A 25,495-nucleotide genomic window follows, 5' to 3' on the forward strand; every position below is an offset into this window, starting at 1 on the left:
AGGTTTGATCGGTGAAACCTGTGAATGGTTGTGCTGGCACTCACAGAATTTTTATGTGGGCTGGGTCACACATAAGACCTTCTTGTGAAGACGCTTCACATCCGCTTAGATCTTGACTTCGTGTCTGAAAAGCCGTCCGACGATCAGCCGTCGGTCCCGGAGATCCCCGACGACGTCTGGGAACAGTTCGCCCGCGACACCGCGCGGAACACCTCCGCCCCGAAGGAACCGTCCGCGCGGGCGCGCATGGTGACCGAGCGGCTGCGGCAGCAGGAGGCCCGGGGGGAGTCGCCGCCGGGCTGGCGAACGAGCCCGGCCATGTCGAACGGCCGGGTGGCACGACGTCGCAAGCTGTGGGCCGTTCTCGGCGTGCCGGTCGCCGTCGCCGTGGCCGTGGTGGCGCTGAAGCCGTCGCTGCTGCCCGGCGACCCCTTCGGCACGGACGAGGGGACCGCGGCCTCACCGCTGCCCGTCGAGACGGCGGCCCCCACCGCCGCGCCCGGGGCGTCCGACCCCGAAAAGCCCACCCTGGACAAGCCGTTCGCCGGTTCCCCGGCGCTGCGCTGGGCCGATGGTGAGGCCGGCATCGTGCTGCCCGAGGCCAAGGCCGTCGGTCCGGTCCCGGAGGAGCGGGTGCGGCAGGCGCTGAAACTGACGAAGAAGCTGCTGGTGGGCGCCAACCTCGACCCGAAGACGGTGCGCGGCGCCCGCCCCGAGGCCGCGCTCTCCGTGCTCGACCCCGAACAACCGGAACTCCTCGACGAGCTCGACACCGCCCTGCGTTCCCCCAGTGCGAAGCACGACCCGGTGACGCTGTTCAGCCGTTTCGACCCCGACGAGGTGCGCCCGGTCGGCGACGTCATCAAGACGCGCGGGCACATGACGTTCAAGAAGGGATCCCACGGGGGCGTGGCGGTACGCGCCGACTACACCTTCGTCTACCCCGTCGTGCGCGCCGACGGCCCCGTCGAGGTCACCCGCACCATCGTGCGCCGGGTGCTCGACGTCGAACTCGCCGACCCCGCCCAGTACGAGGTCACCCGGGGCCGGCTGCTGCTCCTGGAGTACGACCAGGAGATCGGCAACTCCTCCTGCGACGTCCACGACGGCTATCTGCACCCCGAGTTCTCGTCGAGCGAGCCCACGGGCGCGCCGCCGAGCGGCCCGACGACGGATCCGTACGACCGGAGCAAGGACCTCGACCGCGACCCGGACGAGTGCGGGACGGTGTCGCGCACCTGAGCAGAGCGAAGGGCCCCGCGGGGTGCAGCCGCGGGGCCCTTCTTCTCGTCAGCACCGACGTCAGGGCAGCGCCGGTGCCTGGAAGCGGCGCCGGGGGGTGCGCCGCTGGTCTCGGCCGGACCCGACCGGACCATTGGTCTCGACCTCTGGCGGTCGGGCAACGCGGGTGTCCGCGGAGGGACTTGGGCTGTCTACGCATCGTGCTGGATGAATGCGGCGCCCGCAACCGTTCGACCCGGCCTTGATGGATTTTTGCAAGGTCCGCCGGCCGGCCCCGGGCGTCCCCGGAGCCGGCCTTTCTCATGGGTGACCGGGCTGCTGTCCCCTGCCGTCCGGTCACTTCCCTGGAGCGAGGTCCCACGACGCACGGCACGATCCGTACGTCTCATCGCTCCAGCGAGCCACGCGTGGTCTCTCTCGGGCCCGCGCCTGGCTGGCACGGGCACCGGGACCAACGAAGCGGCCCGCGGGACGGTCACGCGCCGTACGGGTGAGAAGGGGGCGCACGTCTGTCCCGGGAACGGGGGTTTCAGATCCTGCCGCGGCACAGCTCCAGCAGGGTCATCGCGAGGGCCGTGCCCGGCTTGCCCAGCGCCTCCCGGTAGCGGCCGAGGACCTCCATCTCGCGGGAGAGGTTCACGCGCCGGCCGCCGGAGGAGATCCGGGCCTCCTGGATGACGGCGGAGACGGCCGCCCGTTCCTGGATCAGGCCGATGATGCGGTCGTCCAGCGCGTCGATGCGCTCACGCGCGCCGGTGATCACGCCGGCGGCCTCGGGGGTACGGGCGCCGGTCACTTCGGTGGCGTTCATGGGGTTCCTTGTCGTCGAGGGGTGCCCCGGAGCGGCAAGACCCGGACGACGGCAGACGCCCCGGGCCTTGTCGGCCCGGGGCGCCTGGGAAGTCGCTTGTCAGTTGCTCAAGCAGCACGACCATGGCAGCCGGCGGGCCGGGTGCCATAGGTAAAGACGAACGTCTGGTGCTGGAGCATGGGGCCAGTATGCCCCGCTCCCCGAGGGTGTCCAACACGGTTCGCATCCTGAGACGGCCCCGGTTCCCGGCGCCCGGACGGTGCCCCGCCGCACCCCGGTAGAATCGGGTGGCACAAGACCCCCGCCCCACCGCCGGAAGGCACCCTGTGTCATCAGCGACTCCCGCTGCCAGCGCCACCGACACCGTCCTGGTCGTCGACTTCGGCGCGCAGTACGCCCAGCTCATCGCCCGTCGTGTCCGCGAGGCGCGGGTCTACAGCGAGATCGTGCCGAGCACCATGCCGGTCGCCGAGATGCTCGCCAAGAACCCCGCGGCGATCATCCTTTCCGGCGGCCCCTCGTCGGTGTACGAGGAGGGCGCCCCGAGCCTGGACCGCGAGATCTTCGAGGCCGGCGTCCCCGTCTTCGGCATGTGCTACGGCTTCCAGCTGATGGCGCGGACCCTCGGCGGCACCGTCGACAACACCGGAGCCCGCGAGTACGGCCGCACCGACCTGCACGTCTCCAAGTCGTCCTCCACCCTTTTCGAGGGCACCCCCGCCGAGCAGGCCGTCTGGATGTCCCACGGCGACGCCTGCTCCGCCGCCCCCGAGGGCTTCTCCGTGACGGCCTCCACGGACGTCGTGCCGGTCGCCGCGTTCGAGAACGACGAGAAGAAGCTGTACGGCGTCCAGTACCACCCCGAGGTGATGCACTCCACGCACGGGCAGCAGGTTCTGGAGCACTTCCTGTACCGGGGCGCGGGCCTGACCCCCTCCTGGACCACGGGCAGCGTGATCGAGGAGCAGGTCGCCGCGATCCGTGAGCAGGTCGGCGACAGGCGCGCCATCTGCGGCCTGTCCGGCGGCGTGGACTCCGCCGTCGCCGCCGCCCTCGTCCAGAAGGCCATCGGTTCCCAGCTGACCTGCGTGTACGTCGACCACGGCCTGATGCGCAAGGGCGAGACCGAGCAGGTCGAGAAGGACTTCGTGGCCGCGACCGGCGTGCAGCTGAAGGTCGTGGACGCCGAGGAGCGGTTCCTCAAGGCGCTCGCCGGGGTCTCCGACCCCGAGGAGAAGCGGAAGATCATCGGCCGGGAGTTCATCCGGGTCTTCGAGCAGGCCCAGGCCGAGATCATCGCGGACGAGGGCCCGGCGGTGGAGTTCCTCGTCCAGGGCACCCTCTACCCGGACGTGGTCGAGTCCGGCGGCGGCACCGGCACCGCCAACATCAAGTCCCACCACAACGTGGGCGGCCTCCCCGAGGACCTCGAGTTCCAGCTCATCGAGCCGCTGCGCAAGCTCTTCAAGGACGAGGTCCGCATGGTCGGCCAGGAGCTCGGGCTGCCGGACGAGATCGTCCAGCGTCAGCCCTTCCCCGGCCCCGGCCTCGGCATCCGGATCGTCGGCGAGGTCACCAAGGAGCGTCTGGACCTGCTGCGCGAGGCCGACGCCATCGCCCGCGAGGAGCTGACGGCAGCCGGCCTCGACCGTGACATCTGGCAGTGCCCGGTGGTCCTGCTCGCGGACGTCCGCAGCGTCGGCGTCCAGGGCGACGGCCGCACGTACGGCCACCCGATCGTCCTGCGGCCCGTCTCCTCCGAGGACGCGATGACGGCCGACTGGTCGCGCCTGCCGTACGACGTCCTCGCGAAGATCTCGACCCGGATCACCAACGAGGTGCGTGACGTCAACCGCGTCGTCCTCGACGTGACCTCGAAGCCGCCGGGGACGATCGAGTGGGAGTGACCCCTACGTGCGCTTGATCGTGCGCAGGGGCTCGCCGGGCGTCCAGATCTGGACGACGAGGTACTTGTCGTCCTCGACGTAGGTCCGCACGACCTCCGTGAGCTCGGTACGGAAGAGGTGGAACGGCTCAGGCGGCTCCACCTCTTCGACGTATCCGGCCTTCGTCCCCACGTCGTCGACCTCGATCGCCCGGCCGCTGATCCGGACGTCGCCGCCGCCCATGCCGGTGCCCTCCCCGGGGTTCGCCTGGAGCGCGAAGCGCGGGTCGCGGCGCAGGTCGAGCGCCTTGAGCGAGTTCGGCATCATGCCGAGCCACAGTTCACCGTTCAGGAACCGCACCTCCAGGCCGCTGGTGCGGGGCGAGCCGTCCTTCCGGAGGGTGGCGAGGATGTGGTGGGTGTAGGCGCCGAAGCGCTTCTCGACGGTGTCGGCCAGATCCGGTTCGGCGGTGGCGAAAGCCGCCCAGTTCTCTGTCATACGGAGAGTCTGGCGCCGAAACCCGACATCTTCTGTCCGCTATTCGTGGGGTGGGGGAGACTGGAGGCAAAAGGGGTGCGCACGGGTGCGCGCGGGTGCTCACGAGGCGTTCGCCGGGGCGCTTGCCTCATCTTCACGAAACGGTTCTGTTCTTCCCGGCCCGACCGGCGGTAGCTTCCGCCCCGTACGTAGAAACAGCGCTGGAGGACCTATGCACGGGCCCACCCCGCCCCTGCCGCTGCCCACCGACCGGCTGCGGTTCGCGATGCCGCCGATGCACGAGTCGCTCGAGGACGAGCGCCGGCACCGCAAGGAACGGCTCGCCGGCGCCCTGCGGATCTTCGGACGGCTCGGCTACGAGGACGGCGTGTCCGGGCACATCACCGCCCGCGACCCCGAGTACAGCGACTGCTTCTGGGTCAACCCGTTCGGGATTCCCTTCCGGCACGTCACCGTGAGCGACCTGGTGCTCGCCAACCAGGACGGCCAGGTCGTCGACGGCCGCTACCACGTCAACCAGGCCGCCTTCACCGTGCACGCCCAGGTCCACGCCGCCCGCCCCGACGTGGTCGCCGTCGCCCACTGCCACTCCGTGCACGGCCGGGCGCTCGCCGCCCTCGGCGAGCTGCTGGAGCCGATCACCCAGGAGAGCTGCGCCTTCTACGAGGACCACGCCCTCTACGACGCCTACACCGGCGTCGTCGTCGACGCCGAGGAGGGGCGGCGCATCGCGGCCGCGCTCGGCTCCCGCAAGGCGCTCGTGCTGCGCAACCACGGGCTGCTGACCGTCGGCGACTCGGTGGACGCCGCCGCCTGGTGGTTCGTGTCGATGGAACGGTCCTGCCAGGTGCAGCTGACGGCGCAGGCGGCCGGGCGGCCGGTCCGCATCGACCACCGGATGGCGGTGGCGACACGGGAGCAGTCGGGGGGTGACCTGGTGGCGTGGATCAACTACCAGCCGATGTGGCAGGAGGTCAGCCGGAGTGAGCCGGACCTGATGAGCTAGGGCGTGTCCGTAAAGTCCCGTTGTCCGCCGGGGCAGGCGGGACTTTGCGGACACGCCCTAGGGGTGTCCTCAGGGTTCCGCCTGCCCCGCGACGCCCCTGGCGGCCGGCCCGTCAGAAGCCGCGGAGCACTGCCGCCTTGGTCAGGGCGAACTCTTCGTCGGTGAGCACACCGTCCCGGTACAACGCGCCCAACTCGCGCAGGCGGCGCAGCAGCACGTCGTGGTGGTCGGCCGCGGGCGGTACGGCGGGCGCCGGGCGGGAGCCGTGCGCGTCGGCCTCGTGGTTCCCGGCCGCGGCGCGCGTGGACGGGTGCGGCAGCCTGGCGGTGACCGCCGTCGCGACGAGCGCGGTCAGCAGGTCCCGGCGGGTGCTGCCCCACAGGTCCAGGGCGTACGGGTCCTTCTCGGGCGGCAGTTTCGAGAACACCGTCTCGCGGGTGACGAAACGCAGAAAGCCGTCCTCGTGGCCGGAGTTCGGCAGCCACTCGACCCGGACCAGGTCACCGAGGCCGATGATGCGCGGGCCGGTGGCGCGTTTGACCCGCTCGGAGGTGTCGGCCCAGTCGATCCGTACCCGGGCCCCGTCGTAGGAGACCGTCCCGTCGGACGAGCGCACCGACACCGGAACCGGCGGGCCGGGCAGCAGATAGGCCTTCGCCGGCTCCTTCGGGATCCGGTCGAGCAGCAGCGCGCGGCGGATCTCCTCGGCGACGTACTCGGCGACCCCCGTCCGGTCGACGTCCACCGCCAGCCGGTACGGGTCGGCCGCGTCGGGCAGCCGCCCGCCGGTCGCCTGGAGCAGCGGGTCGGCGCCCTCCCGCAGCCGCAAGCGGAGCCGTGCGCGCTTGCGTTCGGGTTCGATGGAGATCCCCGACACCGCCTCCAGGGGCACGGCGATCTCTCCGTACGTCTGCCGGAACAGCGGCACGGAGCGGTGCAGACCGGGCGTGATCCGGACCGTGCTGCCGTCGAAGGCCCAGGTCCCGTCACGCTGGATGATCTCGGCCATAGGGGAATTCTCGCAGCCAGGTCAACACGACACGCGGAAGTTCACCCGTGCTGACCGGACGGGGCGGACGCGGACCGGGTGGTGAAGGGATAATCCGCTGTCGTCGCACGGGAGTTGTACAGCGGTGTTTCCGGGGTCCGGAAGACCGACGGTGGTTGGGTCGCGGGAAGGCGGGCGTCGGGCGTGACGGTGCGCGAGACGGGGCAGGGCGGCGCGGACGCGGGTGGGTACGCGGACGCGGGTGCGTATGCGGGGCGGTACACGGGTGGGGCCGGGAGCGCGTACGGCGGTGGGTATGCGGGCGGCCACGGCGGTGTGCGGGGAGGTGCGCCCGGAGGTATGCCCAGCGGTGTGCACGGAGGCGGGTGTGCCTGCGGCGACTGTCCGCACGGTGCGCGTGAGGGGCACCGGCGGGCCGTCGCCGCGTTCCTGCGCAGGCGCGACGAGTTCGCGGCCGGGCAGGGGCTGCCGGCCGCGGTGGCCCACTCCGCCTCGGCTTCCCGCCAGTGGGTCTCGGAGGAACTGGCGCAGTCCGCGGAACTCGTCGCCGAGCGTGGCCGGGCCGAGGGCAAGGCCTGGCTGGCCGGCCTGTGGCGCCGCACGGCGGGTGTGGTGTGGGCGGCCGTCGTGCTGTTGCTGCTCGGTCAGTCCCTCACCGCGGTCGGTGCGGGCTGGACGGCGGCCCGTACGGCCGGGCTGGCCGCCGCGCTGGTGGTCGCCGGGGCGCTGACGGCGGCATCGTGGTTCCACCGGGCGAAGGGCGGTGCGCTGGCGCCCCTCATCGGCGAGGACAACCGGCTGTCCACCTCCCGTACGGTCGCCGGGGCGTGGGTGCTCTTCGTGGCCTACTCGGTGCTCGTGCTGGCCGGACGGCTGGCGGGCGCCTCCCGGCACACCGACGGGGACGCGCTGCTGTCCGGGCTGGAACTCGCCCGCGGGGCGGGGGTCGTGACCGTGCTCGCCGTGGTGTGCGGGATCGCCGTGCTCGTGCGGCGGGTGGTCGGGCTGCGGGTGCTGGGGCAGCGGCTCCAGAAGGTGCCCGCCGACCGGCCGCGAGCCGCCGACCTGCTGACCGACGACGCGGGCCGGGGCACCTTCGCCGACATCCAGTACGTCGTGATCAGCGGCGTCGCCCTGGTCTTCGCGGCGGTACGGCTGGCCAGGCGGCCGGACCAGCTTCCGGATCTGCCGTGGGGGCTGGCGGTGGTGGTCCTGGTGTCGGCGGCGACGTACCTGGCCGGCAAGTACGCGGAGGGTGGCCGCCCGGTCATCCTCTCCGTCGTGCGGTCGCGGGAGGCGGGGGACCTGGACGGGCCGATCCGCACGGGCGACGACATCGAGATCCGGGGCGCCGGGTTCGTGCCGCCGGGCGCGCAGGGGGCGGACCGGCTGGCCCGGATGGTCGTCCGGGTCGGTGCCGTGCATGTGCACGTCCCCTTGGTGCCGGTGCCCGGGGGATTCAGCAACCCGACGGACACGCTGCTGACTGTGCCGGTGCCGGCGGATGTGGAGCCGGGGCGGGTGGAGGTGCAGGTGGTCACGGCGGCGGGGGTGGAGACGAACCGGTACGCGGTCGATGTGACGGAGTGAGGGCGGGCCTCGCTCCCCGGTAACAAAAGCGGCCGCACAGGATTGAGCCGGGTCGGTTTGTCGTACGTATGGTCTGTTGAGGGGGTCTCGGCACCGGCGGGCGAGAGGCGGCTAGCAGCGATGACTCACGGCATGAGATCGGACACGCACACCCCCCACTTCGGCAACGGAGGAGACTGGCGGGACACCGCCGTCCGTTACGCCCTCCTCCCGCTGCGGATCTTCCTCGGCGTCACCTTCATCTACGCCGGTCTGGACAAGCTCACCGACAGCGCCTTCATGCAGGACGCCGGTTCGGGCTCGATCGGCGACATGATGCGTGCCATCCGCGACTCCTCCGCCATCCCCGCCCTGGTCGACCTCTCCCTGAAGAACCCTGTCGCCTTCGGCTACACCATCGCCTTCGGTGAACTGGCCGTCGGCATCGGCACCTTGCTCGGCCTGTTCGCCCGCCTTGCCGCACTCGGCGGCGCGCTGATCTCCCTCAGCCTGTGGCTGACCGTGAGCTGGGCCTCCGACCCGTACTACTACGGCAACGACCTCGCCTACCTCATGGCCTGGATTCCTCTCGTCCTCGCGGGTGCTCCCCTCCTCTCCATGGATGCCGCCCTGCGGTCGCGGCGACGGCAGAGGACAGGCGGTTACCGCTAGCGAGCGGCAGCGGGCCGGGCGGCGGGCGGACCTCTCGTCAGGCCGCCCTGTCCGGGCCCGGCTCGTCGGTGGTGGTGCGGCCCGACGTGCGGCGCCGGCGGACACGGCCCGTCAGGAATCCCACCGCGCCGGACAGGAACAGCCCGCCCGTGACGAGGGGTATCGCCACGAACCAGGGTGTCTCCCAGGCACCGCGCGCGTCACCGGCGTAGAGGACGCCCACCAGGATGAGGAGGGTGCCGGCGACCAGCTTTCCGGGCTGGAGTTCATGACGCGGCACGGGCCACCTCCGCCTGTCCCATGCCCACCTGGAGATCCAGGTCGATGGTGCCCGACTTCTCGACGCCCTCGGCGGGGAAGAGGGTTATCTCCTTGTGCCGGCCCGGTTTCACGTCCACGTCCTTCTTGTCGTCGCCCGGCAGCTGAAGGTCCCCGATCCCCACGTCGACGCTCAGCCGCACGGTCACGTCCTCGGGCACGAGCACCTGCACCTGACCCACTCCGACGTCGGCGCGTGTCGTCACGGTCTGGTTCCGGCCTATGTCCACCCGGGTCAGGTCCAGGGTGCCGACGCCCGTGCCCAGGTCGTACCGCTGTCGTACGTCCGTCACCGAAGCGGGCTGCCAGGTCGTGCGGTCCCACTGGGTGCCGATGTTCTTGGGCAGTGCCGCCGAGCCGGCGAGCAGACCGGCCGTGATGATCGCCAGGAGGATCGAGCCCGCGCCGGTCCGGCCCAGGAAGGCGCTGACCGCTATACCGAGGCCCAGGACGGCGAGTGCGCAGGACAGGCCGGTCTGGAGACTCGTGCCGAGCGGGTGCTGCTCCCAGGTCAGGCTCGTGCCCAGGGCACCCGCCAGCAGGACCAGCAGGAAGACCCAGCCGCCGATCCAGCGGGGGCCGCGCGGCTCGGACGGCCGGGTGTGCGGGTCGGGCAGGTCCTCGCGGTCGCGGGGCTGGACGCCGAGGCCGATGTTGACGGCTGCCGCGACGTCCAGGTCGCGGGAGTCGCGGGGGCCCCAGAGGTAGCCCGTGCCGCCGATGTGGGTGCCGTCCTTGACGATGGGGTCGCGCCACCAGGAGGGGTACGTGATGAACACCGGCGGCGCCTGCGGCTCCGGCGGGGCGTCGGCGACGGCCTGGGCGGCCAGCGGATCGGGGCTGGGGGTGCCGCGCTGCCGTGACCAGTAACCGGCGCCCGCGAGGAGGAGGGAGAGGACGACGGCGAAGGTCAGCACCCCGCCGTTGTTCAGCAGGGTCAGGAACACTCCGCAGCCGACCAGCGCGAACAGCACGGCCGTCAGGGCCTGGCCGTCGATGCGGCCGGTCAGCAGCTTGCGCACCTCGTTCTCGTCCTCGTCGTCGTAGGGGACGAGGAGCCAGGCGAAGCCGTAGAAGATGAGGCCGATGCCGCCGGTGGCGGAGAGCACCGCGAGGGTGATCCGGAAGATCACCGGGTCCATGTCGCATTGGCGCCCGAGCCCGGCGCAGACGCCGGCCAGGGCCTTGTGGCGGCGGTCACGCCGGAATCTGTGCGGCGGTCCGGGCGGGACGGCCTCCCCGGCCTGGGCGGCCGCGCCGGGCGAATCCCCTCTCTGTTCTTCCGCGCCCGCGTGCCCGGGCCCGTGCGCGCCCGGGGGCGCGGGGGAGCCGGCGGGGGCGGCGCCCGCGGCGGGCGCGGCATCCTGCGGCCCGGCGCCCGGTGCGGGGCGCGGGCCGGAGGCGGGTCCCGGACCCGTCGCGGCGTGGTCGTGATCGGTCATGGGTCCATGGTGACGGGCGCGGCGGCGCGGCGGCAGTCGGAACGACCCTGGCCGGACCCTGATATCGGCCCTGAGGGACGGCCCGGGAAGCGTTCGAGGGGCCGGGTGCGGAGATCAGGGGAGTCTCCGGGGCCGACCCTGATGCCCCGGCCTCGCGGCCGTGTGACCATCAGTGGCATGTCGGAAGCCGCAGCAGCGCCACTCGCCGAACCGCGGCCGCCGCGCAAGCTCTACCGCAGCAGTGACGGACGCTGGCTCGGTGGTGTGGCGCGAGGGCTCGCCGGGCACCTCGGGCTGCCCGTGATCTGGGTACGGCTCGTCTTCGTCGGCCTGTTCATGGCCGACGGCCTCGGCGCTCTGCTGTACGCCGCGTTCTGGTTCTTCGTCCCGCTCGGCGTCGGAGGCGTCGAGGCGCAGAAGCAGAAGCCGCCGTCGCTGGTCGCCTCGGAGACCTCTCCCGACGGCCGCCGCAGACTCGTCGCCCGCAGACCCGACAAGGGCCAGATCGTGGCCCTGCTCCTCATGGTCGTCGTGGCCATGGTGTTCGTGGGCAATGTGAACCTCAGCGGTGGGGCCAGGGCGTATCTGTGGCCGACCGTGCTCGTCGGCGCGGGCGTCGCCCTGGTCTGGCGGCAGGCGGACAACGCCCGCCGGGCCCGCTGGGTCGAGGTCGGCCGCCGCCGGCGCACGGTCACGCTGCTGCGCTCGGTGGGCGGTGTGCTGCTGGTGACCGCAGGCGTCTCCGGCATCTTCGTGCTGCAGGGCTCCGCCGCCCACCTCGGCTCCGTCCTTCAGGCGGCGCTCGCGGTCCTCGTCGGGATAACGCTGCTCGCCGGGCCGTATCTGGTGCGCATGACCCAGGACCTCTCCGAGGAGCGCCTGATGCGCATCCGCGCCCAGGAGCGCGCCGAGGTCGCCGCGCATGTGCACGACTCGGTGCTGCACACCCTCACCCTGATCCAGCGCAACGCGGAGAACGCGAACGAGGTGCGCCGCCTCGCCCGCGCCCAGGAGCGCGACCTGCGCACCTGGCTCTACAAGCCCGAGGGCACCGGCAAGGACGAGGCCGACGAACCCACCACGCTCGCCGACGCCGTGCGGCGCAACGCGGCCGAGGTGGAGGACAAGCACGGCGTGCCCATCGAGGTCGTCGTCGTGGGCGACTGCCCGCTCGACGAGAGAATCGCCGCACAGATGCAGGCCGCGCGCGAAGCAATGGTGAACGCCGCCAAGTACGGTGGCGAGGGCGGAGCCGTCCAGGTCTTCGCCGAGGTCGAGGGGAAGACGGTCTTCGTGTCCGTCCGGGACCGCGGCCCCGGCTTCGACCTCGACTCGATACCCGCCGACCGGATGGGTGTCAGAGAATCGATCATCGGCCGCATGGAGCGCAACGGCGGTACGGCGCGGCTGCGCGCGGTACCGGACGGCGGCACGGAGGTCGAGCTGGAGATGGAGAGGGCGGAGAAGACGTCATGAGCGACCCGACCGAGGCGAACAGTACGGCGGGATCGGCGGAGGCGGCCGGGCCCGGGGAGCCGGGCGGGGGCACCGGCGGGCGTCGTGTGCGCGTGGTCCTCGTAGACGACCACCGCATGTTCCGCACCGGGGTCCAGGCCGAGATCGGCCAGACCGAGCAGACCGGTGTCGAGGTCGTCGGCGAGGCCGCGGACGTCGACCAGGCGGTCACGGTCATCACCGCGACCCGGCCCGAGGTGGTCCTCCTCGACGTGCACCTGCCCGGTGGCGGCGGTGTCGAAGTGCTGCGCCGCTGCGCCCCGTTGATGGCCGACGCCGAGCAGCCCGTCCGTTTCCTGGCGCTGTCCGTGTCGGACGCCGCGGAGGACGTGATCGGCGTGATCCGGGGCGGGGCCCGCGGGTACGTCACCAAGACGATCACCGGCACGGACCTCGTCGACTCCGTCTTCCGTGTCCAGGAGGGCGACGCGGTCTTCTCCCCGCGGCTGGCCGGGTTCGTCCTCGACGCCTTCGCCTCCACGGACGCGCCGCCGGTCGACGAGGACCTGGACCGCCTCACCCAGCGCGAGCGTGAGGTGCTGCGGCTCATCGCCCGGGGATACGCGTACAAGGAGATCGCCAAGCAGCTGTTCATCTCCGTGAAGACGGTCGAGTCGCACGTCTCGGCGGTCCTGCGCAAGCTCCAGCTCTCCAACCGGCACGAGCTGACGCGGTGGGCGACGGCACGGCGGCTGGTGTGACGCGGGAAGCCCGGGCCGTCTGACGACGGTGGGAGCGGCAGGGTCGGCGACGGTGCTGCCGCTCCCACGCCCGGTCACACCACCCGGGTGGCGCCCGTGAACGGCATCTCGTCGAGCGGGGCGACCCGGACCGGCGCGGAGGAGTTCGGGGCGTGGATCATCCGGCCGTTGCCCACATAGATGCCGACGTGACTGATGCCGGCGTAGAAGAACACCAGGTCCCCGGGGAGGAGTTCGGAGCGGGAGACGCGGCGGCCCGCGTCGATCTGGGAGTACGTCGTGCGGGGCAGGGAGACGCCCGCGGAGCGGTACGCGGCCTGGACGAGACCCGAGCAGTCGAAGGCGTTCGGGCCGGTCGCACCCCAGACGTAGGGGCTGCCGAGCTTCTGGTAGGCGTAGGACACGGCGGCGGCCGCGCGGGCGTTGGGTGCCTGGGCGTTGACGGACCCGGGGGCGGCCAGGCTGTCACGGGCACCTGTCGAGGAGCGCGAGGCGCGGTCCGTGCCCCTCGTGTCGCTGATGCGGGCACGTTCCTGCGCGCTGAGCCGGGACAGCAGCCGGCGCGCGGAACCCAGCTTGCCGGTGATCGTCTTCTTGTGCCGCCTCAGCTCCGTCTGCCGTGATTTCAGGGAGGTCAGCTCGACGTGGGCGGCTCCGCGCAGCTGCTCGATCTCCCGGAGCTGCCGGCGCACGCGCGCGACGTCGGCCTGCTGCCGGTTGCCGGCCCGCTCGACGAACTCGGCGTTCTGGAGGTACCGGTCGGGGTCGTCGGACAGGGCGAGCTGGAGCGCAGGGTCGAGGCCGACCCCGCGGTACTGGGCGGCGGCCACCGAACCCAGTGCCTCGCGGGCCGAGTTGAGCCGCTCCTCCTTGCGTGCCGCCTGGTCCTGGAGGTCCTTCAGCCGCTGTCCGGCCGCCTCTGCCTTCTCCTTCGCGCCGTTGTACTTCTCGGTGGCGACCTCCGCCTCCTGGTACAGCTCGTCCACCTTGGCCTTGACCTGGCCGGGGGTGAGCTCGGGTTCGGCGTGTCCGGTGCCGTCGAAGCCCGTCGCGGTCGCCGCGCCCGCCAGGGCGATCGTGGCGGCCGTACGGGCCTTGTTGCCGCTCGCGGAGCGCCGGCTGGGCTTGCGATGCGCTGCCACCTGGGGGCCACGTCCTTTCCTGCGACCGCCGACGGGTGCGTAGGGCCGCCGGGGGAGCGGACGGGCGGCCTGCGCGTCCGGCGACGGCCCGCCCAGGGGAAGCGGACCGCCGTCGGACCTTCTCGGCGGTGGTGTCCGACTGCCGCCCCTGGCCCGGGCGGCGGTGGGGAGCCGGGCACCTGGGGGAGGACGCTAAACCTCGTCGCGGCGGCCCGGTGGCGGGTGCGCGGAAGTGTCCCGAGAGGACCGGCGGTGACCGTATGCGACCGTGAGCTGGTCTCGCCGCCGTCGCCTTAACTCAGCGTGATGACCGATGCGCCGAATCATGGGCGCGGGACGGCGGCCGGGTGCTATGGGGCGCATATATGCATCCGACGGGCCGGTGTCGGGCGGCTGTGGAGCCCCTGATTAGGCTCCGGCCCCATGGACGTACTCATCCACCTCTTCGTCGGCCTCCACATCATCGGCATCGCGGCCCTCCTGGGCGGTTTCCTCACCCAGATGAAGGCGATGGGCCAGGGCACGGCCCGCTACACCCCCGCGATGCTTCACGGCGCGCTGACGATGCTGGTCACCGGTGTGATCCTGGTCGGCCTCAACCAGGCCGACGACCAGACCGTGAACAACATAAAGATCGGCATCAAGCTGGCCCTGCTGATCGTGATCCTCGGCCTGGTCTACGTGAAACGGGACGACGAGAAGGTGGACAAGGGCCTGTTCGGCCTGGTCGGAGCGCTGACCACGGCGAACGTCTTCATCGCCGTGCTCTGGACCTGATCCGGCCGGGCGGGACGTAGCTCCGGGCCGAGGCGACCGCCCAGGCGGTGACTGCGAGCCACGCGGCCACCGCGACCCACAACAAGACCTCCCCGAGGCCGTCGAGCCAGGAGACGTCGAGGGCGGCGGCGACGGCCAGTGCCGCCGCCGCCGTCTTGGCCCAGGCGAACACGGTCGCCCAGCGGCGGATGTCGCGACGGGGCCGGGGCCGTAGGAACTCGGCGGCGAGCAGGACGGCGCAGCCGGCCAGTGCGAGCACGAGCAGCACGACCGTCACATGGCGCAGGACGCCGCGGTCGTCGTCGTTCCACAAGTACAGGCGTGCGCTGTCGGAGCTGATCAGCCGTGCCCCGGCCAGCGCCGAGATGGCGAGCGCCCCGCCCGCGAGCCAGTGGTCGCCGCGTCCCTCGGTCACCTGCCGCACATCGAAACGGGCCAGGGCGAGGACGTACAGCACGAGCCCCAGCCAGAACAGCACCAGCGCCGTGTGCGCGAGCCAGGCCGCCGACTCGGCCGCGGCGAGCGTGGCGCAGAGCACGGCGAGTCCCTGCGTGGCCATGCAGCGCGCGAACACCGTGCCGGGCCGGCGCCGCTCCCCGTCCTGGGAGGGGAGGGCCAGCGGCACGGGCCAGAGCAGCACGGCCGGCACCAGCAGCGCCGCCGCCAGGGACTGCGAGCCGGCCGCCGAGAAGCCGGTGCCCAGAACAGCCGTCGCCGCCACGGTGGTGAGGGCGGCCGTCACCACGGTGTCCAGGAGGCCCGGCACCGCCGCGTACGCCCGCCATCTCGTGCCGGCGAGCAGCAGCCGCAGGGTGAAGTCCGCGGCGAGCATCAGCCAGGCCGCGCAGGCCAGGCCGAGGGCGATGCGGGAGAGGACGCCGTACCCCGCCAGATCCAGTCCGACCGCCAGGGTGCCGGTCGCCAGCACGGCGGCACTCGCGGACGGCGCTCGCTGCGCCCACCAGTCGGTGGAGGGGGAGGGGCCGGGCATGGAGCCGATGCTAGGAGGCGCCGCGTCCGTTCCAGGCGGGGCACGCGCGCGTGCGCTTCAAAAAGCGTGAGCGCCATCACGCGCGCGTGCCCTCGGTGACGTACGGGCCCTCAGGCCGGCCGCACCACGCTGTGGATCGAGGACTCGCCGTCGTAGTAGATCGACTCCTCGCGCACGTAGGTGCCGGGCTTCGGGGCGTGGATCATCATGCCGTTGCCGATGTAGATGCCGACGTGTGAGAGGTCGTCGTAGAAGAAGACCAGGTCACCGGGCTGCGCGTTGGTCAGGGAAACGGTCGTGCCGGCGTTGACCTGGTCCCAGGTCGTGCGCGGCAGGGTGACGCCCGCGGCCTTCCACGCGGCCTGGGTGAGGCCGGAGCAGTCGTAGGAGCCGGGGCCGACGGCGCCCCAGACGTACGGCTTGCCGATCTGGGCGCGGGCGAAGGCGAGGGCCTTCTCGGCCTTGGTGGCGTACGAGGAGTCGGCCGGGGCCGTCGAGGCGGACGTGCCCGCTGAGGAGGACGAGCCCGACGACGAGGACGAACCGCTCTCCTGCTGCTGGGCGGCCTCCTCCTGAGCCTGCTGCTGTGCGGCCTGCTGCCGGGCCAGCTCGGCGGCCTTGCGGGCGGCCTCCTGCTGCTTCTCCCTCTCGATCGCCGCGAGCCGCGCCTTCTCCTCGGCGGTCAGCTTCGACAGCAGTTCGCGCGCGTCGGCGAGCTTCCGCTGGACGGTCGCCTTGGCCGTCTTCAGGTCGCCCTGCGTCTCGTTGAGCGTCTCGAGGCTCTCGGCGGCCTCCTGACGCTTCTTCATCGTCTCGGACTGCTGGGTGACGTAGTCGTCGACCGCGATCTTCTGACGGCCGGTCATCCGGTCCATCAGCTGAGTCTGGTCGAAGTAGTCCTGCGGGGTGTCCGCGAGCAGGAACGTCGCCGTGTCCGGGGCGGAGGCGCCGGTGCGGTACTGGGCGGCGGCGAAGGAACCCAGCTTCTCCCGCGCCTCGTTGAGCTTCTGGGTGCGCTGCGCGACGCCGTCGAGGAGGGTGTCGACGCGCTTGCGCTGCTTCGCGGTCTTCTCCTTGGCCGCGTTGTACTTGTCGGTGGCCGACTCGGCCTGGCGGTAGAGGTCGTCGACCTTCTTCTCGACTTCCTCCAGGCTCGGCTTGTCGTCGGCCTCGGGGGCGGCGTTGGCCGACTGGGACAGCAGGGCCACGGACGTGAGGGCCGCCGTTGCGAGGGCGGGGGTCCGTATGCCTGCGACGCGCGTACCCGCGGGACGCGACTTGCGGTGCGACGCCAAGGGAGGCGACTCCTTCCATGCTCCGCCTACCGGGTTAGCTGTCGGGTTCGGGCGGGTACATCGGAAGGGTTGCCCTACGGCCGTCTCCGCGAAGGGAGCGGGGCCGATTCACCCCAGAGTTCTCGGTTGGGTCCCCGGCTCCGGCTGCCGCTGCGGCGCACCGGACTCGGCGGAGGCCGCGCGGCCCGGCGACGTTCGCCGGTGGGGGTCGTGCGGCCTGCCCGCACGGTAGCCAACTCGTGTGGCCCTTGTGAAGGTTGATGGGCGATATGCCCGATACATTTTCGTGACCTTAGCCGAGAGTGTCGCCGAGAGTCATCGGCGGAGGGGGGTTGGTCATGAGTTCGTCATGATTGTGACGGCGTAGCGGCCTGTGATCGTGCGGGGATGCAGGGTGACGAGGTGATCCTTTCGGCGATGTTCTCAGGGCGGCGGCGGGCTGTCAGTGGGGCGCCCTAGACTCGGAGAGCGATGAGCAGCCTCTTTGACGACAGCTTCCTGGCGGACCTCCAGGCCCAGCGGGGCCCCGCGGACGAGCCCCCGCCGCCACCCGAGGACGATCACGTACCGGAGCCGGTTCCGGACGATCTGTTCGGCGGGAAGTTCGACGTGCCCCCGGACCGGGACGCCTACTACCGCGACGGCGCCCCGCGCCCGGTGGTGGACACCGCCACCCTCCTGGAGGGGCTGAACGACAACCAGCGCGCCGCCGTCGTCCACTCCGGCTCCCCCCTGCTCATCGTGGCCGGCGCCGGCTCCGGCAAGACCCGCGTACTCACGCACCGCATCGCCCACCTGCTCGCCGAGCGGGGTGTGCACCCGGGCCAGATCCTCGCGATCACCTTCACCAACAAGGCCGCGGGCGAGATGAAGGAACGCGTCGAGCAGCTCGTCGGCCCGCGGGCGAACGCGATGTGGGTGATGACGTTCCACAGCGCGTGCGTGCGCATCCTGCGGCGCGAGAGCAAGAAGCTCGGCTTCACGTCCTCCTTCTCGATCTACGACGCCGCCGACTCCAAGCGCCTGATGGCCCTGGTCTGCCGCGATCTGGACCTCGACCCCAAGCGCTTCCCGCCGAAGTCCTTCAGCGCCAAGATCAGCAACCTGAAGAACGAGCTGATCGACGAGGAGGACTTCGCCGCCCAGGCCTCCGACGGCTTCGAGAAGACCCTCGCCCAGGCCTACGCGATGTATCAGTCGCGGCTGCGCGAGGCGAACGCCCTCGACTTCGACGACCTGATCATGACGACGGTCAACCTGCTCCGCGCCTTCCCGGACGTCGCCGAGCACTACCGCCGCCGCTTCCGCCATGTGCTGGTGGACGAGTACCAGGACACCAACCACGCCCAGTACGCCCTCGTCCGGGAGCTCGTCGGCACCTCCGAGCACCCCGTCGACGTACCGCCGGGACCGGACGACGTCCCGCCCGCCGAGCTGTGCGTGGTGGGTGACGCCGACCAGTCGATCTACGCCTTCCGCGGCGCGACGATCCGCAACATCCTCCAGTTCGAGGAGGACTACCCGGACGCGACGACGATCCTGCTGGAGCAGAACTACCGCTCCACCCAGACGATCCTCAGCGCGGCCAACGCGGTCATCGAGCGCAACGAGTCCCGCCGCCCCAAGAACCTGTGGACCAACGCGGGCACGGGCGCGCAGATCACCGGCTACGTCGCCGACACCGAGCACGACGAGGCGCAGTTCGTCGCCGACGAGATAGACCGCCTCACGGACGCCGGCGAGGCCAAGGCAGGCGACGTCGCCGTCTTCTACCGCACCAACGCCCAGTCGCGTGTCTTCGAAGAGATCTTCATCCGCGTCGGCCTGCCCTACAAGGTCGTCGGCGGCGTCCGCTTCTACGAGCGCAAGGAAGTCCGGGACGTCCTCGCCTACCTGCGCGTGCTCGCCAACCCGGAGGACTCGGTGCCGCTGCGCCGGATCCTCAACGTCCCCAAGCGGGGCATCGGCGACCGCGCCGAGGCGATGATCGACGCCCTGTCCCAGCGCGAGAAGATCAGTTTCCCGCAGGCGCTGAAGCGCGTCGACGAGGCGTACGGCATGGCCGCGCGCTCCACCAACGCCGTCAAGCGGTTCAACACGCTGATGGAGGACCTCCGTACGATCGTCGAGTCCGGCGCCGGACCGGCCACGGTGCTGGAGGCCGTCCTGGAACGCACCGGGTACCTCGCCGAGTTGCAGGCCTCCACCGACCCGCAGGACGAGACCCGGATCGAGAACCTCCAGGAACTCGCCGCCGTCGCCATGGAGTTCGAGCAGGAGCGCGGCGAGGGCGCGGAGACCTCGGGGGCTGCCGCCCCGGGGGGCACGCTGTCCGACTTCCTCGAACAGGTCGCGCTGGTCGCCGACTCCGACCAGATCCCCGACGAGGAGGACGGCGACGGCGTCATCACGCTGATGACCCTGCACACCGCCAAGGGCCTGGAGTTCCCGGTCGTCTTCCTCACCGGCATGGAGGACGGCGTCTTCCCGCACATGCGCGCCCTCGGCCAGACCAAGGAGCTGGAGGAGGAGCGGCGCCTGGCCTACGTCGGCATCACGCGCGCGCGGGAACGGCTGTATCTGACGCGGTCCACCCTGCGCAGCGCCTGGGGTCAGCCGTCGTACAACCCGCCCTCCCGGTTCCTGGAGGAGATCCCGCCGGCCCATGTGCAGTGGAAGCGGACGGGAGCGACCGCGCCCGCGTCCTCCGGGCCGGTCTCGGGGGTGGCGGCCTCGCTGTCGTCGTCCCGTTCGCGTTCGTCGGCGTCGGGCGCGTCCGGTTTCGCCACGCGCCGCACCTCCGAGAAGCCGGTCGTGGGCCTGGCGGTCGGGGACCGGGTCACGCACGACCAGTTCGGGCTCGGGACCGTCGTCGGGGTCAAGGGCACGGGCGCGAACGCCGAGGCGACCATCGACTTCGGGGACACCAAGCCCAAGCGGCTGCTGCTGCGGTACGCGCCGGTGGAGAAGTTGTAGGCAGAGATCAGCCCCTGCCGGGTGACCGGCGGGGGCTGCCGGGACGTTACGTCGGGTCGATGCCGTGGCTGCGCAGCCACGGAAGCGGGTCGATCGCCGAGCCGCCGGCCGGGCGCACCTCGAAGTGCAGATGGGGGCCGGTCGAGTTGCCGGAGTTGCCGGAGCGCGCGATCGGATCGCCGGCCTTCACGGTCGTACCGGAGGGGACCGTGTAGGTGGAGAGGTGGCAGTACCACGTCTCCGTGCCGTCCTTCGCGGTCACGATCATCATGTTGCCGTACGCGCTGTTCCACTGCGTGCGCACGGTGCCGTCGGTCGCGGCCATCACGGTCGTGCCGTACGAGACGGGGAAGTCGATGCCGGAGTGCAGGGACATCCAGTTGATGCCGGACTGGCCGTAGTAGGCGCTGAGTCCGTGCCGGGCGACCGGCAGGGCGAACTTCGGGCGCAGCCGCTCCTTGCGGGCCGCCTCCTCCGCCGCCCGCTTCCGCTCGGCCGCCTGCTGGGCCTTGAGGTCGATGCGCTCCTGCGTACGGCTGGCCCGGTCGGCGAAGTCGTCGGCGCCGGCGGCGAGGCTCTGAAGCTGCGTGTCCAGCTTGTTGTTGGCGGCGGCCGGTTGTACCGGCTGCGCGTCCGCCGCGGTCGTCTGCGCCTCCACGGCGCCGTCGTCGGTGAGGCTGCCGACGGAGGCGGCGGCGATCCCCGCGACGCCCATCACACACGCCGAAGGCACTGCGATGGTCATCAGCGCCGAGCGCTTGGGGGGCGTACGGCGGCGGGAACGGGATCCGGCGCGCGAGGCCGCCCGCGAGGCGGCGCGCGGGCCGGCCTCTTCCTGGTCGTCCAGGAGCGGGGTGACGGTGGGCAGTTCGCCGGTGGCGGCCGGCTCGCCGCCGTCCGTAGCGGGGTCGTGGCCGGCGGCCCCGGCGGCTTCGTCGTAGGCGACCTGCTCGAACGTCGCCGTCTCGTGCTGCTCGAAGGTTTCGCCGTGCTGCTCGTACCCGTCGGGGGCCGGTGCGGCGGCGCCGTCGGTGTTCCACTGCGTGGCGTCGTAGGCACCGGTGTCGAAGGCTTGCGTGCCCCATTCCCACTGCTGGGTCCGGTCGGCCGGATTGCCGGACTGGTCGGGCTGGAGCCAGGCGCCGGCGTCCCACTGCCCGGTGGCGTCCGGGGAGGTGGCCTGCGGAGGGATGACCGGGAGCGGCTGCTGCTCGGCCGTCCAGGTCGTCGTGTCGTAGACGCCGGTGTCGTAGGAGGAGTGGTGCTGGGCCGCGTACGCGTCGTAATGCGGGTTCTCGTGCAGGCCGGTGGGCCAGTGACCGGTGTCGTACGTGCCCGTGCCGGGGCCGCTGCCCGGCATATCACCGAAGAGGGGATCGGTGGCGAACGTCGCGGTGGTGTGGCCGGTGGCGGCGAAACCGGCGCCGTCGGTGCCCGTGGTGTCAAATCCAGTGGCGGCGTGGTCGCCGTACGTGGTGAAGTCGCCGTACTGGGCTTCCTGGGTGCCGTACGACGCGTAGTGCGCCGAGTCGGCGTCGGAAGCCGGAGCCGGGGTCATGGTCCCCGACGGGTGACGGTCGTTCACCAACTTCTCTTTCGCCTCGACAACAGGGGCTGCCAGAGCAGTGCGGCGACTGTACCCGGCGGTACGCGGGCACGACAATCTTCGGCAGGTTTCGCGCGCGCAGGAAACGGGCATTCGGCCGTGTTTTGGCGGACTGCGGGCACGAGCTTGGCCCTGTGTTCGAAGTTTGTTCGAGGCTGATCGGTGCTTCGACGCTGTGTGTCGGCTGTATGACGAGTCTCAGGCCACCGTCAGACCGCCGGTCCGGCCGGCGGACGGTTCACCCGGGCGGGCCGTGTCGAGGACCTGCCGTATTCCGTTGGCGACAGCGGGGTGCACGGGCAGGGCGAGATGGCCGATGCCGGTCACCCGCACGTTCTCGGCCGTCAGGTCGGGATGGTCGATACAGGCCGTCTCCAGCGGATCCATCACGTGGTCAAGGTCGCTCCAGAAGCTGACGAAGTGCGTACGGCAGCCCGGGGCCGGCCGAGTGAGCTCCTCGAGCACCGGTGAGCCGGGGCGCATCTGGCGCACGATGGGGTGCGCGTCGGCCAGGGGCACCACTCGGGTGCCCGAGTGCGGCGTGCCGAGTGTCACCAGGGTCCGCACGCGCGCGTCGCCGCCGAGCCGCTGCACGTAGTAACGCGCTATCAGGCCGCCGAGGCTGTGGCCGACGACATCGACCTGGGGCGCGCCGGTGCGTTCGCAGACCTCCTCTATGTGCCGGCCGAGCAGCTCGGCGGCGGCGCGTATGTCGCAGGTCAGCGGCGAGTAGTTGAGGGACTCGATCTGCTGCCTGCCGTGCTGGGCGAGGCTTCGGCGCAGCAGGACGAAGACCGAGCGGTTGTCGATGAAGCCGTGCAGCAGGACGACCGGGGGCTTGGCCTCCGTGGGCAGTTGGGCGGCGCCGGCCGTCGGCAGGGCCGGGGCGGGGGCACGTCGCTCCTGCGTGATGCCGGAGGGATAGAGGAGGACATGCCCGGCCAGAATCGCGATCTCCAGGGCCGTGGCCTTCAGGAGCGCCAGGGAGAGTCCCGCCAGCCGACTCGGCAGCAGACGCTGGCAGAACGGAAGAAAGGGCAGAGCAGCCCTGGTGACCTTCATGGCCGACCTCCTGTCGGCGCGCGGGAGGGCAGCCGCCCCCCGTGCGCCCTCGTGGAAAGCAGCGGCGAAGACGGCCGATGACTGCGTGAGCGGCGTGAGCCGCGGGGAAGGAGCGCGGCTTGTGGCGCATGTGACGCCAGTGGTGCGACGAGGTCCCCTGCCGGTGTGGCGACGAGGCTCCCCGCTGTTGCGCCGTGTCTGCCCTGCGTGCTGTGCGTGCCCTGCGTGTCCCGCGTGCCTTCGCCGAAGTGCCGTACCGCCGCTGTGCGTGGTGGGTGGGGCGGCGGTACGGCGACTTCGTCGCGGCTCCCCTTGCGCTTGTCCCATCGTGTGATTTCCCCCTCGGTCCGCACCGCGAAACTGCCGGTCGCGGGATCGTGGAGATAACGTTCGTTCACTTGCCCGGACATTTCGGGGCGGGGTGTCCGTGCTGTACGACGTGCGCGATGTGTGCGGTACTTGTCGGTACGGATGGATGTAGTCGCTTCATGGAGGCAGTGATGGGTGTGGCAGCCGGTCCGATCCGCGTGGTGGTGGCGAAGCCGGGGCTCGACGGCCACGACCGCGGGGCCAAGGTGATCGCACGGGCCCTGCGCGACGCCGGTATGGAGGTCATCTACACCGGGCTCCACCAGACTCCCGAGCAGATCGTCGACACGGCGCTCCAGGAGGACGCCGACGCGATCGGGCTGTCCATCCTGTCCGGCGCGCACAACACGCTCTTCGGCGCGGTGATCGACCTGCTCAAGGAGCGGGACGCGGAGGACATCCTGGTCTTCGGCGGCGGGATCATCCCCGAGGCGGACATTCCCCTGCTGAAGGAGAAGGGCGTCGCGGAGATCTTCACGCCCGGCGCGACGACGGCGTCGATCGTGGACTGGGTCCGGGCGAACGCACGCCAGCCGGCCGGGGCGTAGGCCACCGGCGGTGGCGCCGGGGTCCGGGCCGGTGGCGTCGGGGTCCGGGCCGGCGGCACCGGAGTTCGGGCCGGTGGCCCGGGGTGTCGTCGGTGGGTAATGGCCCTTTGCCGTGACGGCAACACGCTCGGCCGACGCGGATCCTGTCGGCTCCGTGAAGCGGGCCGTGGTCAGGAAGTGTTCAGCTCCTCGGCCATCGCCGCCCGCAGGCGCAATGTCGTGACCAGGCGCTGGAAGGCCTCCGCCCAGTAGCCCCCGGCGCCGGGTGAGGCGTTCTCCGGCTCGTCCGGTACGGCCAGCAGGGCGTCGAGGCGGCCGGCCTCGGACGGATCGAGGCAACGCTCGGCCAGGCCCATGACTCCGCTGAAACTCCATGGATAACTCCCCGCGTCCCGCGCGATGTTGAGCGCGTCCACCACCGCCCGGCCGAGCGGCGGCGCCCACGGCACCGCGCACACCCCGAGCAGCTGAAACGCTTCGGACAGGCCGTGCGTCGCGATGAAGCCGGCCACCCACTCGGCCCGCTCGGCGGCGTCCAGCGTGCCGAGCAGCTTGGCGCGTTCGGCCAGGGACACCGCGCCCGGGCCGCCCGCCTCCGGTGCCGAGGGCTCCCCGAGCAGCGCGCGCGACCACTCGGCGTCCCGCTGACGCACGGCGGCCCGGCACCACGCCGCGTGCAGTTCGCCCTGCCAGTCGTCCGTGACCGGCAGCGCCACGATCTCCCGGGGCGTCCGCCCTCCCAGCCGCCGGGACCAGGTCCCGAGCGGGGCCGCCTCCACCAACTGGCCGAACCACCAGGACCGTTCACCCCGCCCGGCAGGCGCCTTCGCCACGACGCCGTCGCGCTCCATTGCCGGATCGCACTCGTGCGGCGCTTCGACGGCGATCGTCGGCGTGGCCACAGTGGCTCCCGAAGGCTCGGTGCCCCCGGCTGCCTGGGTGGCCTGGGTGTGGTCGATGGCCACGCACGCCTCCGCCCTGACCGCCATCCGCGCGGCGAGCGCCGAACCGGGCAGCGCCGACAGCAGTTCCGCCGCCGTCGCCCGGACGTTGCGGCTGCGGTCGGCCAGGGCCTGCTCCAGGAACGGCTCGTCGTCCGGGCCCAGTCCCGTGCGCAGGGAGTCGAGGAACATCAGCCGGTCCTCGGCCCGTTCCGTCGCCCAGGTCGTCGCGAGCAGATCGCGTGCGGCGGCAGGGTCGCGGGAGCGCAGGGCGGACAGCAGGGCGACTCGTTCGGCGAACAGACCCTCCTGCCACAACTGCCGGACGCCGTCGTCGTCCTCGAGATGCGGCAGGGCCGCACCGCCGCCCGGCGTCGAGCGCAGGGCGAACCGCCAGTCCGGGTTCAGCCGCGCCAGCCACAGGGCCCGCGACCCCGCGAACTCCAGCACCGTCGGACGCAGGTCGGTACGTCCCCGGGCCGCGTCCAGCAACGCGGGAAGCACCTGCGGAGGCGGTGCGAAGCCACGGGCGTTGGCCGCCGCGAGCCACTGGGGCAGCAGCTCCGTCAGGTCGGGCGCGGTGCCCCGGCGGCCGCCGCCGGACGCGCCGGGGCGGTCGGCCAGCAGCAGCGCGAGTCTGCGGGCGGCCGCCGGCGGCAACGGCGGACGCGGGTCCTCCGGGGCGGGCCGCGGACGCTCCGCCGCCCGCGCCGGACGCAGACCGGCCCGTCGGCGTACGGTCTCCACGGCCGCCGCGTCGAGCAGGGCCACCGGCGCCTCCGGGCCCGGCCCGGTGCCCGGCGCCGCCGCGTCGAGCAGGGCCACCGGCGCCTCCGGGCCCGGCCCGGTGCCCGGCGGGGTGCGCCGGTCCGTGCCCAGCAGAGCCGTGGTGACGAGCCCCTCCCAGGCGCCCGTCGCGGGCGCGTCCACAGGAGCGGAGGTCCTGTTCATGAGCTTCCTTTCCGTGGGGCGCCCGGGGATGGTTGAAGGCTCACCCTTACCGGTTGTCCCGGGATGCCTGAAAAATTCGTGGATTTGAGAGAAGGGTGGGTCGGGTCGGAAAGCCGGGTCGGCGCCGGCATTGGCGTCGGGATTGCGTCGGTGTCGGGATCTGCGTCG

20 protein-coding genes, 1 pseudogene and 1 riboswitch are annotated in these 25,495 nt (G+C 71.8%); of the genes and pseudogenes, 10 read left to right on the plus strand and 11 right to left on the minus strand.

The window, feature by feature from the left end; genetic code table 11:
- The first annotated feature begins 120 nt into the window (after positions 1-120).
- Positions 121-1,242 (plus strand): hypothetical protein, encoded by a 1,122-nt coding sequence (locus CP976_RS26520; RefSeq protein ID WP_150482578.1) that lies wholly within the window; start codon positions 121-123, stop codon positions 1,240-1,242.
- 529 nt (positions 1,243-1,771) lie between these two features.
- Here the strand turns inward: CP976_RS26520 and CP976_RS26525 are convergent.
- A pseudogene (locus CP976_RS26525) lies at positions 1,772-2,062 on the minus strand (chorismate mutase); the annotation flags it as partial.
- A 317-nt stretch (positions 2,063-2,379) separates the two neighbouring features.
- On the opposite strand from CP976_RS26525, the gene guaA reads away from it, so the two are divergent.
- Positions 2,380-3,960, plus strand: a complete 1,581-nt coding sequence (guaA, locus tag CP976_RS26530; RefSeq protein ID WP_150482580.1) for a glutamine-hydrolyzing GMP synthase — start codon at positions 2,380-2,382, stop codon at positions 3,958-3,960.
- Between the two features lie 3 nt (positions 3,961-3,963).
- Here guaA and CP976_RS26535 read toward each other — a convergent pair whose 3' ends face one another.
- Positions 3,964-4,437 carry a pyridoxamine 5'-phosphate oxidase family protein gene (locus CP976_RS26535; RefSeq protein ID WP_150482581.1) on the minus strand — a complete coding sequence of 158 codons (474 nt, stop codon included), beginning with the start codon at positions 4,435-4,437 and terminating at the stop codon, positions 3,964-3,966.
- A gap of 211 nt (positions 4,438-4,648) precedes the next feature.
- On the opposite strand from CP976_RS26535, the gene CP976_RS26540 reads away from it, so the two are divergent.
- The gene (locus tag CP976_RS26540; RefSeq protein ID WP_150482582.1) at positions 4,649-5,443 is read left to right on the plus strand and encodes a class II aldolase/adducin family protein; all 795 of its coding nucleotides are present in this window, start codon (positions 4,649-4,651) and stop codon (positions 5,441-5,443) included.
- 112 nt (positions 5,444-5,555) lie between these two features.
- Here CP976_RS26540 and CP976_RS26545 read toward each other — a convergent pair whose 3' ends face one another.
- Positions 5,556-6,452: a DUF4429 domain-containing protein gene (locus tag CP976_RS26545; protein ID WP_150482583.1), complete on the minus strand. Its 897-nt coding sequence runs from the start codon at positions 6,450-6,452 to the stop codon at positions 5,556-5,558.
- A gap of 339 nt (positions 6,453-6,791) precedes the next feature.
- On the opposite strand from CP976_RS26545, the gene CP976_RS26550 reads away from it, so the two are divergent.
- Both CP976_RS26550 and CP976_RS26555 read left to right on the plus strand, forming a co-directional pair.
- Positions 6,792-8,042: a hypothetical protein gene (locus CP976_RS26550; protein ID WP_150482584.1), complete on the plus strand. Its 1,251-nt coding sequence runs from the start codon at positions 6,792-6,794 to the stop codon at positions 8,040-8,042.
- 120 nt (positions 8,043-8,162) lie between these two features.
- Complete coding sequence (locus CP976_RS26555; protein ID WP_167537425.1) at positions 8,163-8,693, plus strand: DoxX family protein; 531 nt, start codon at positions 8,163-8,165, stop codon at positions 8,691-8,693.
- Between the two features lie 37 nt (positions 8,694-8,730).
- Here CP976_RS26555 and CP976_RS26560 read toward each other — a convergent pair whose 3' ends face one another.
- Both CP976_RS26560 and CP976_RS26565 read right to left on the minus strand, forming a co-directional pair.
- Positions 8,731-8,973 (minus strand): hypothetical protein, encoded by a 243-nt coding sequence (locus tag CP976_RS26560; protein WP_150482586.1) that lies wholly within the window; start codon positions 8,971-8,973, stop codon positions 8,731-8,733.
- Positions 8,960-10,453: a PspC domain-containing protein gene (locus tag CP976_RS26565; RefSeq protein ID WP_150482587.1), complete on the minus strand. Its 1,494-nt coding sequence runs from the start codon at positions 10,451-10,453 to the stop codon at positions 8,960-8,962. Before CP976_RS26565 ends, CP976_RS26560 begins: the two co-directional genes overlap by 14 nt.
- A gap of 177 nt (positions 10,454-10,630) precedes the next feature.
- On the opposite strand from CP976_RS26565, the gene CP976_RS26570 reads away from it, so the two are divergent.
- Positions 10,631-11,929, plus strand: a complete 1,299-nt coding sequence (locus CP976_RS26570; RefSeq protein ID WP_150482588.1) for an ATP-binding protein — start codon at positions 10,631-10,633, stop codon at positions 11,927-11,929.
- Positions 11,926-12,669: a LuxR C-terminal-related transcriptional regulator gene (locus CP976_RS26575; protein WP_150482589.1), complete on the plus strand. Its 744-nt coding sequence runs from the start codon at positions 11,926-11,928 to the stop codon at positions 12,667-12,669. Before CP976_RS26570 ends, CP976_RS26575 begins: the two co-directional genes overlap by 4 nt.
- A 74-nt stretch (positions 12,670-12,743) precedes the next feature.
- Here the strand turns inward: CP976_RS26575 and CP976_RS26580 are convergent, their stop codons facing one another.
- Positions 12,744-13,811, minus strand: a complete 1,068-nt coding sequence (locus tag CP976_RS26580) for a C40 family peptidase (protein WP_150482590.1) — start codon at positions 13,809-13,811, stop codon at positions 12,744-12,746.
- Between the two features lie 423 nt (positions 13,812-14,234).
- Between CP976_RS26580 and CP976_RS26585 the strand changes: the two genes are divergently transcribed.
- Positions 14,235-14,588, plus strand: a complete 354-nt coding sequence (locus CP976_RS26585; protein WP_150482591.1) for a hypothetical protein — start codon at positions 14,235-14,237, stop codon at positions 14,586-14,588.
- On the opposite strand, the gene CP976_RS26590 is transcribed toward CP976_RS26585, so the two are convergent.
- Together CP976_RS26590 and CP976_RS26595 are read right to left on the minus strand one after the other, a co-directional pair.
- Positions 14,566-15,579 carry a TDT family transporter gene (locus CP976_RS26590; RefSeq protein WP_150482592.1) on the minus strand — a complete coding sequence of 338 codons (1,014 nt, stop codon included), beginning with the start codon at positions 15,577-15,579 and terminating at the stop codon, positions 14,566-14,568. The genes CP976_RS26585 and CP976_RS26590 overlap by 23 nt on opposite strands.
- Before the next feature lie 110 nt (positions 15,580-15,689).
- The gene (locus CP976_RS26595) at positions 15,690-16,874 is read right to left on the minus strand and encodes a C40 family peptidase (RefSeq protein ID WP_150482593.1); all 1,185 of its coding nucleotides are present in this window, start codon (positions 16,872-16,874) and stop codon (positions 15,690-15,692) included.
- Between the two features lie 8 nt (positions 16,875-16,882).
- Positions 16,883-17,042, minus strand: a riboswitch (cyclic di-AMP (ydaO/yuaA leader).
- Between the two features lie 303 nt (positions 17,043-17,345).
- Here CP976_RS26595 and pcrA point away from each other — a divergent pair.
- Entirely contained in the window at positions 17,346-19,850 is a 2,505-nt protein-coding gene (pcrA, locus tag CP976_RS26600; RefSeq protein ID WP_150482594.1) for a DNA helicase PcrA, read from the plus strand.
- A 46-nt stretch (positions 19,851-19,896) separates the two neighbouring features.
- Here the strand turns inward: pcrA and CP976_RS26605 are convergent, their stop codons facing one another.
- Positions 19,897-21,549 carry a M23 family metallopeptidase gene (locus tag CP976_RS26605; RefSeq protein WP_150482595.1) on the minus strand — a complete coding sequence of 551 codons (1,653 nt, stop codon included), beginning with the start codon at positions 21,547-21,549 and terminating at the stop codon, positions 19,897-19,899.
- A 105-nt stretch (positions 21,550-21,654) separates the two neighbouring features.
- A complete protein-coding gene (locus CP976_RS26610; RefSeq protein WP_150482596.1) occupies positions 21,655-22,518 on the minus strand; it encodes a lipase family alpha/beta hydrolase in 864 nt (287 codons plus the stop codon).
- Positions 22,519-23,018: 500 nt separating this feature from the next.
- Here CP976_RS26610 and icmB point away from each other — a divergent pair, with 500 nt between their 5' ends.
- Positions 23,019-23,435: a coenzyme B12-dependent isobutyryl CoA mutase small subunit gene (icmB, locus tag CP976_RS26615; protein WP_150482597.1), complete on the plus strand. Its 417-nt coding sequence runs from the start codon at positions 23,019-23,021 to the stop codon at positions 23,433-23,435.
- Positions 23,436-23,605: 170 nt separating this feature from the next.
- Here icmB and CP976_RS26625 read toward each other — a convergent pair whose 3' ends face one another.
- Positions 23,606-25,327, minus strand: a complete 1,722-nt coding sequence (locus CP976_RS26625) for a DUF5691 domain-containing protein (protein ID WP_150482598.1) — start codon at positions 25,325-25,327, stop codon at positions 23,606-23,608.
- Positions 25,328-25,495: the final 168 nt, after the last annotated feature.

This window comes from Streptomyces coeruleorubidus, assembly GCF_008705135.1.
Lineage (GTDB): Bacteria > Actinomycetota > Actinomycetes > Streptomycetales > Streptomycetaceae > Streptomyces > Streptomyces coeruleofuscus.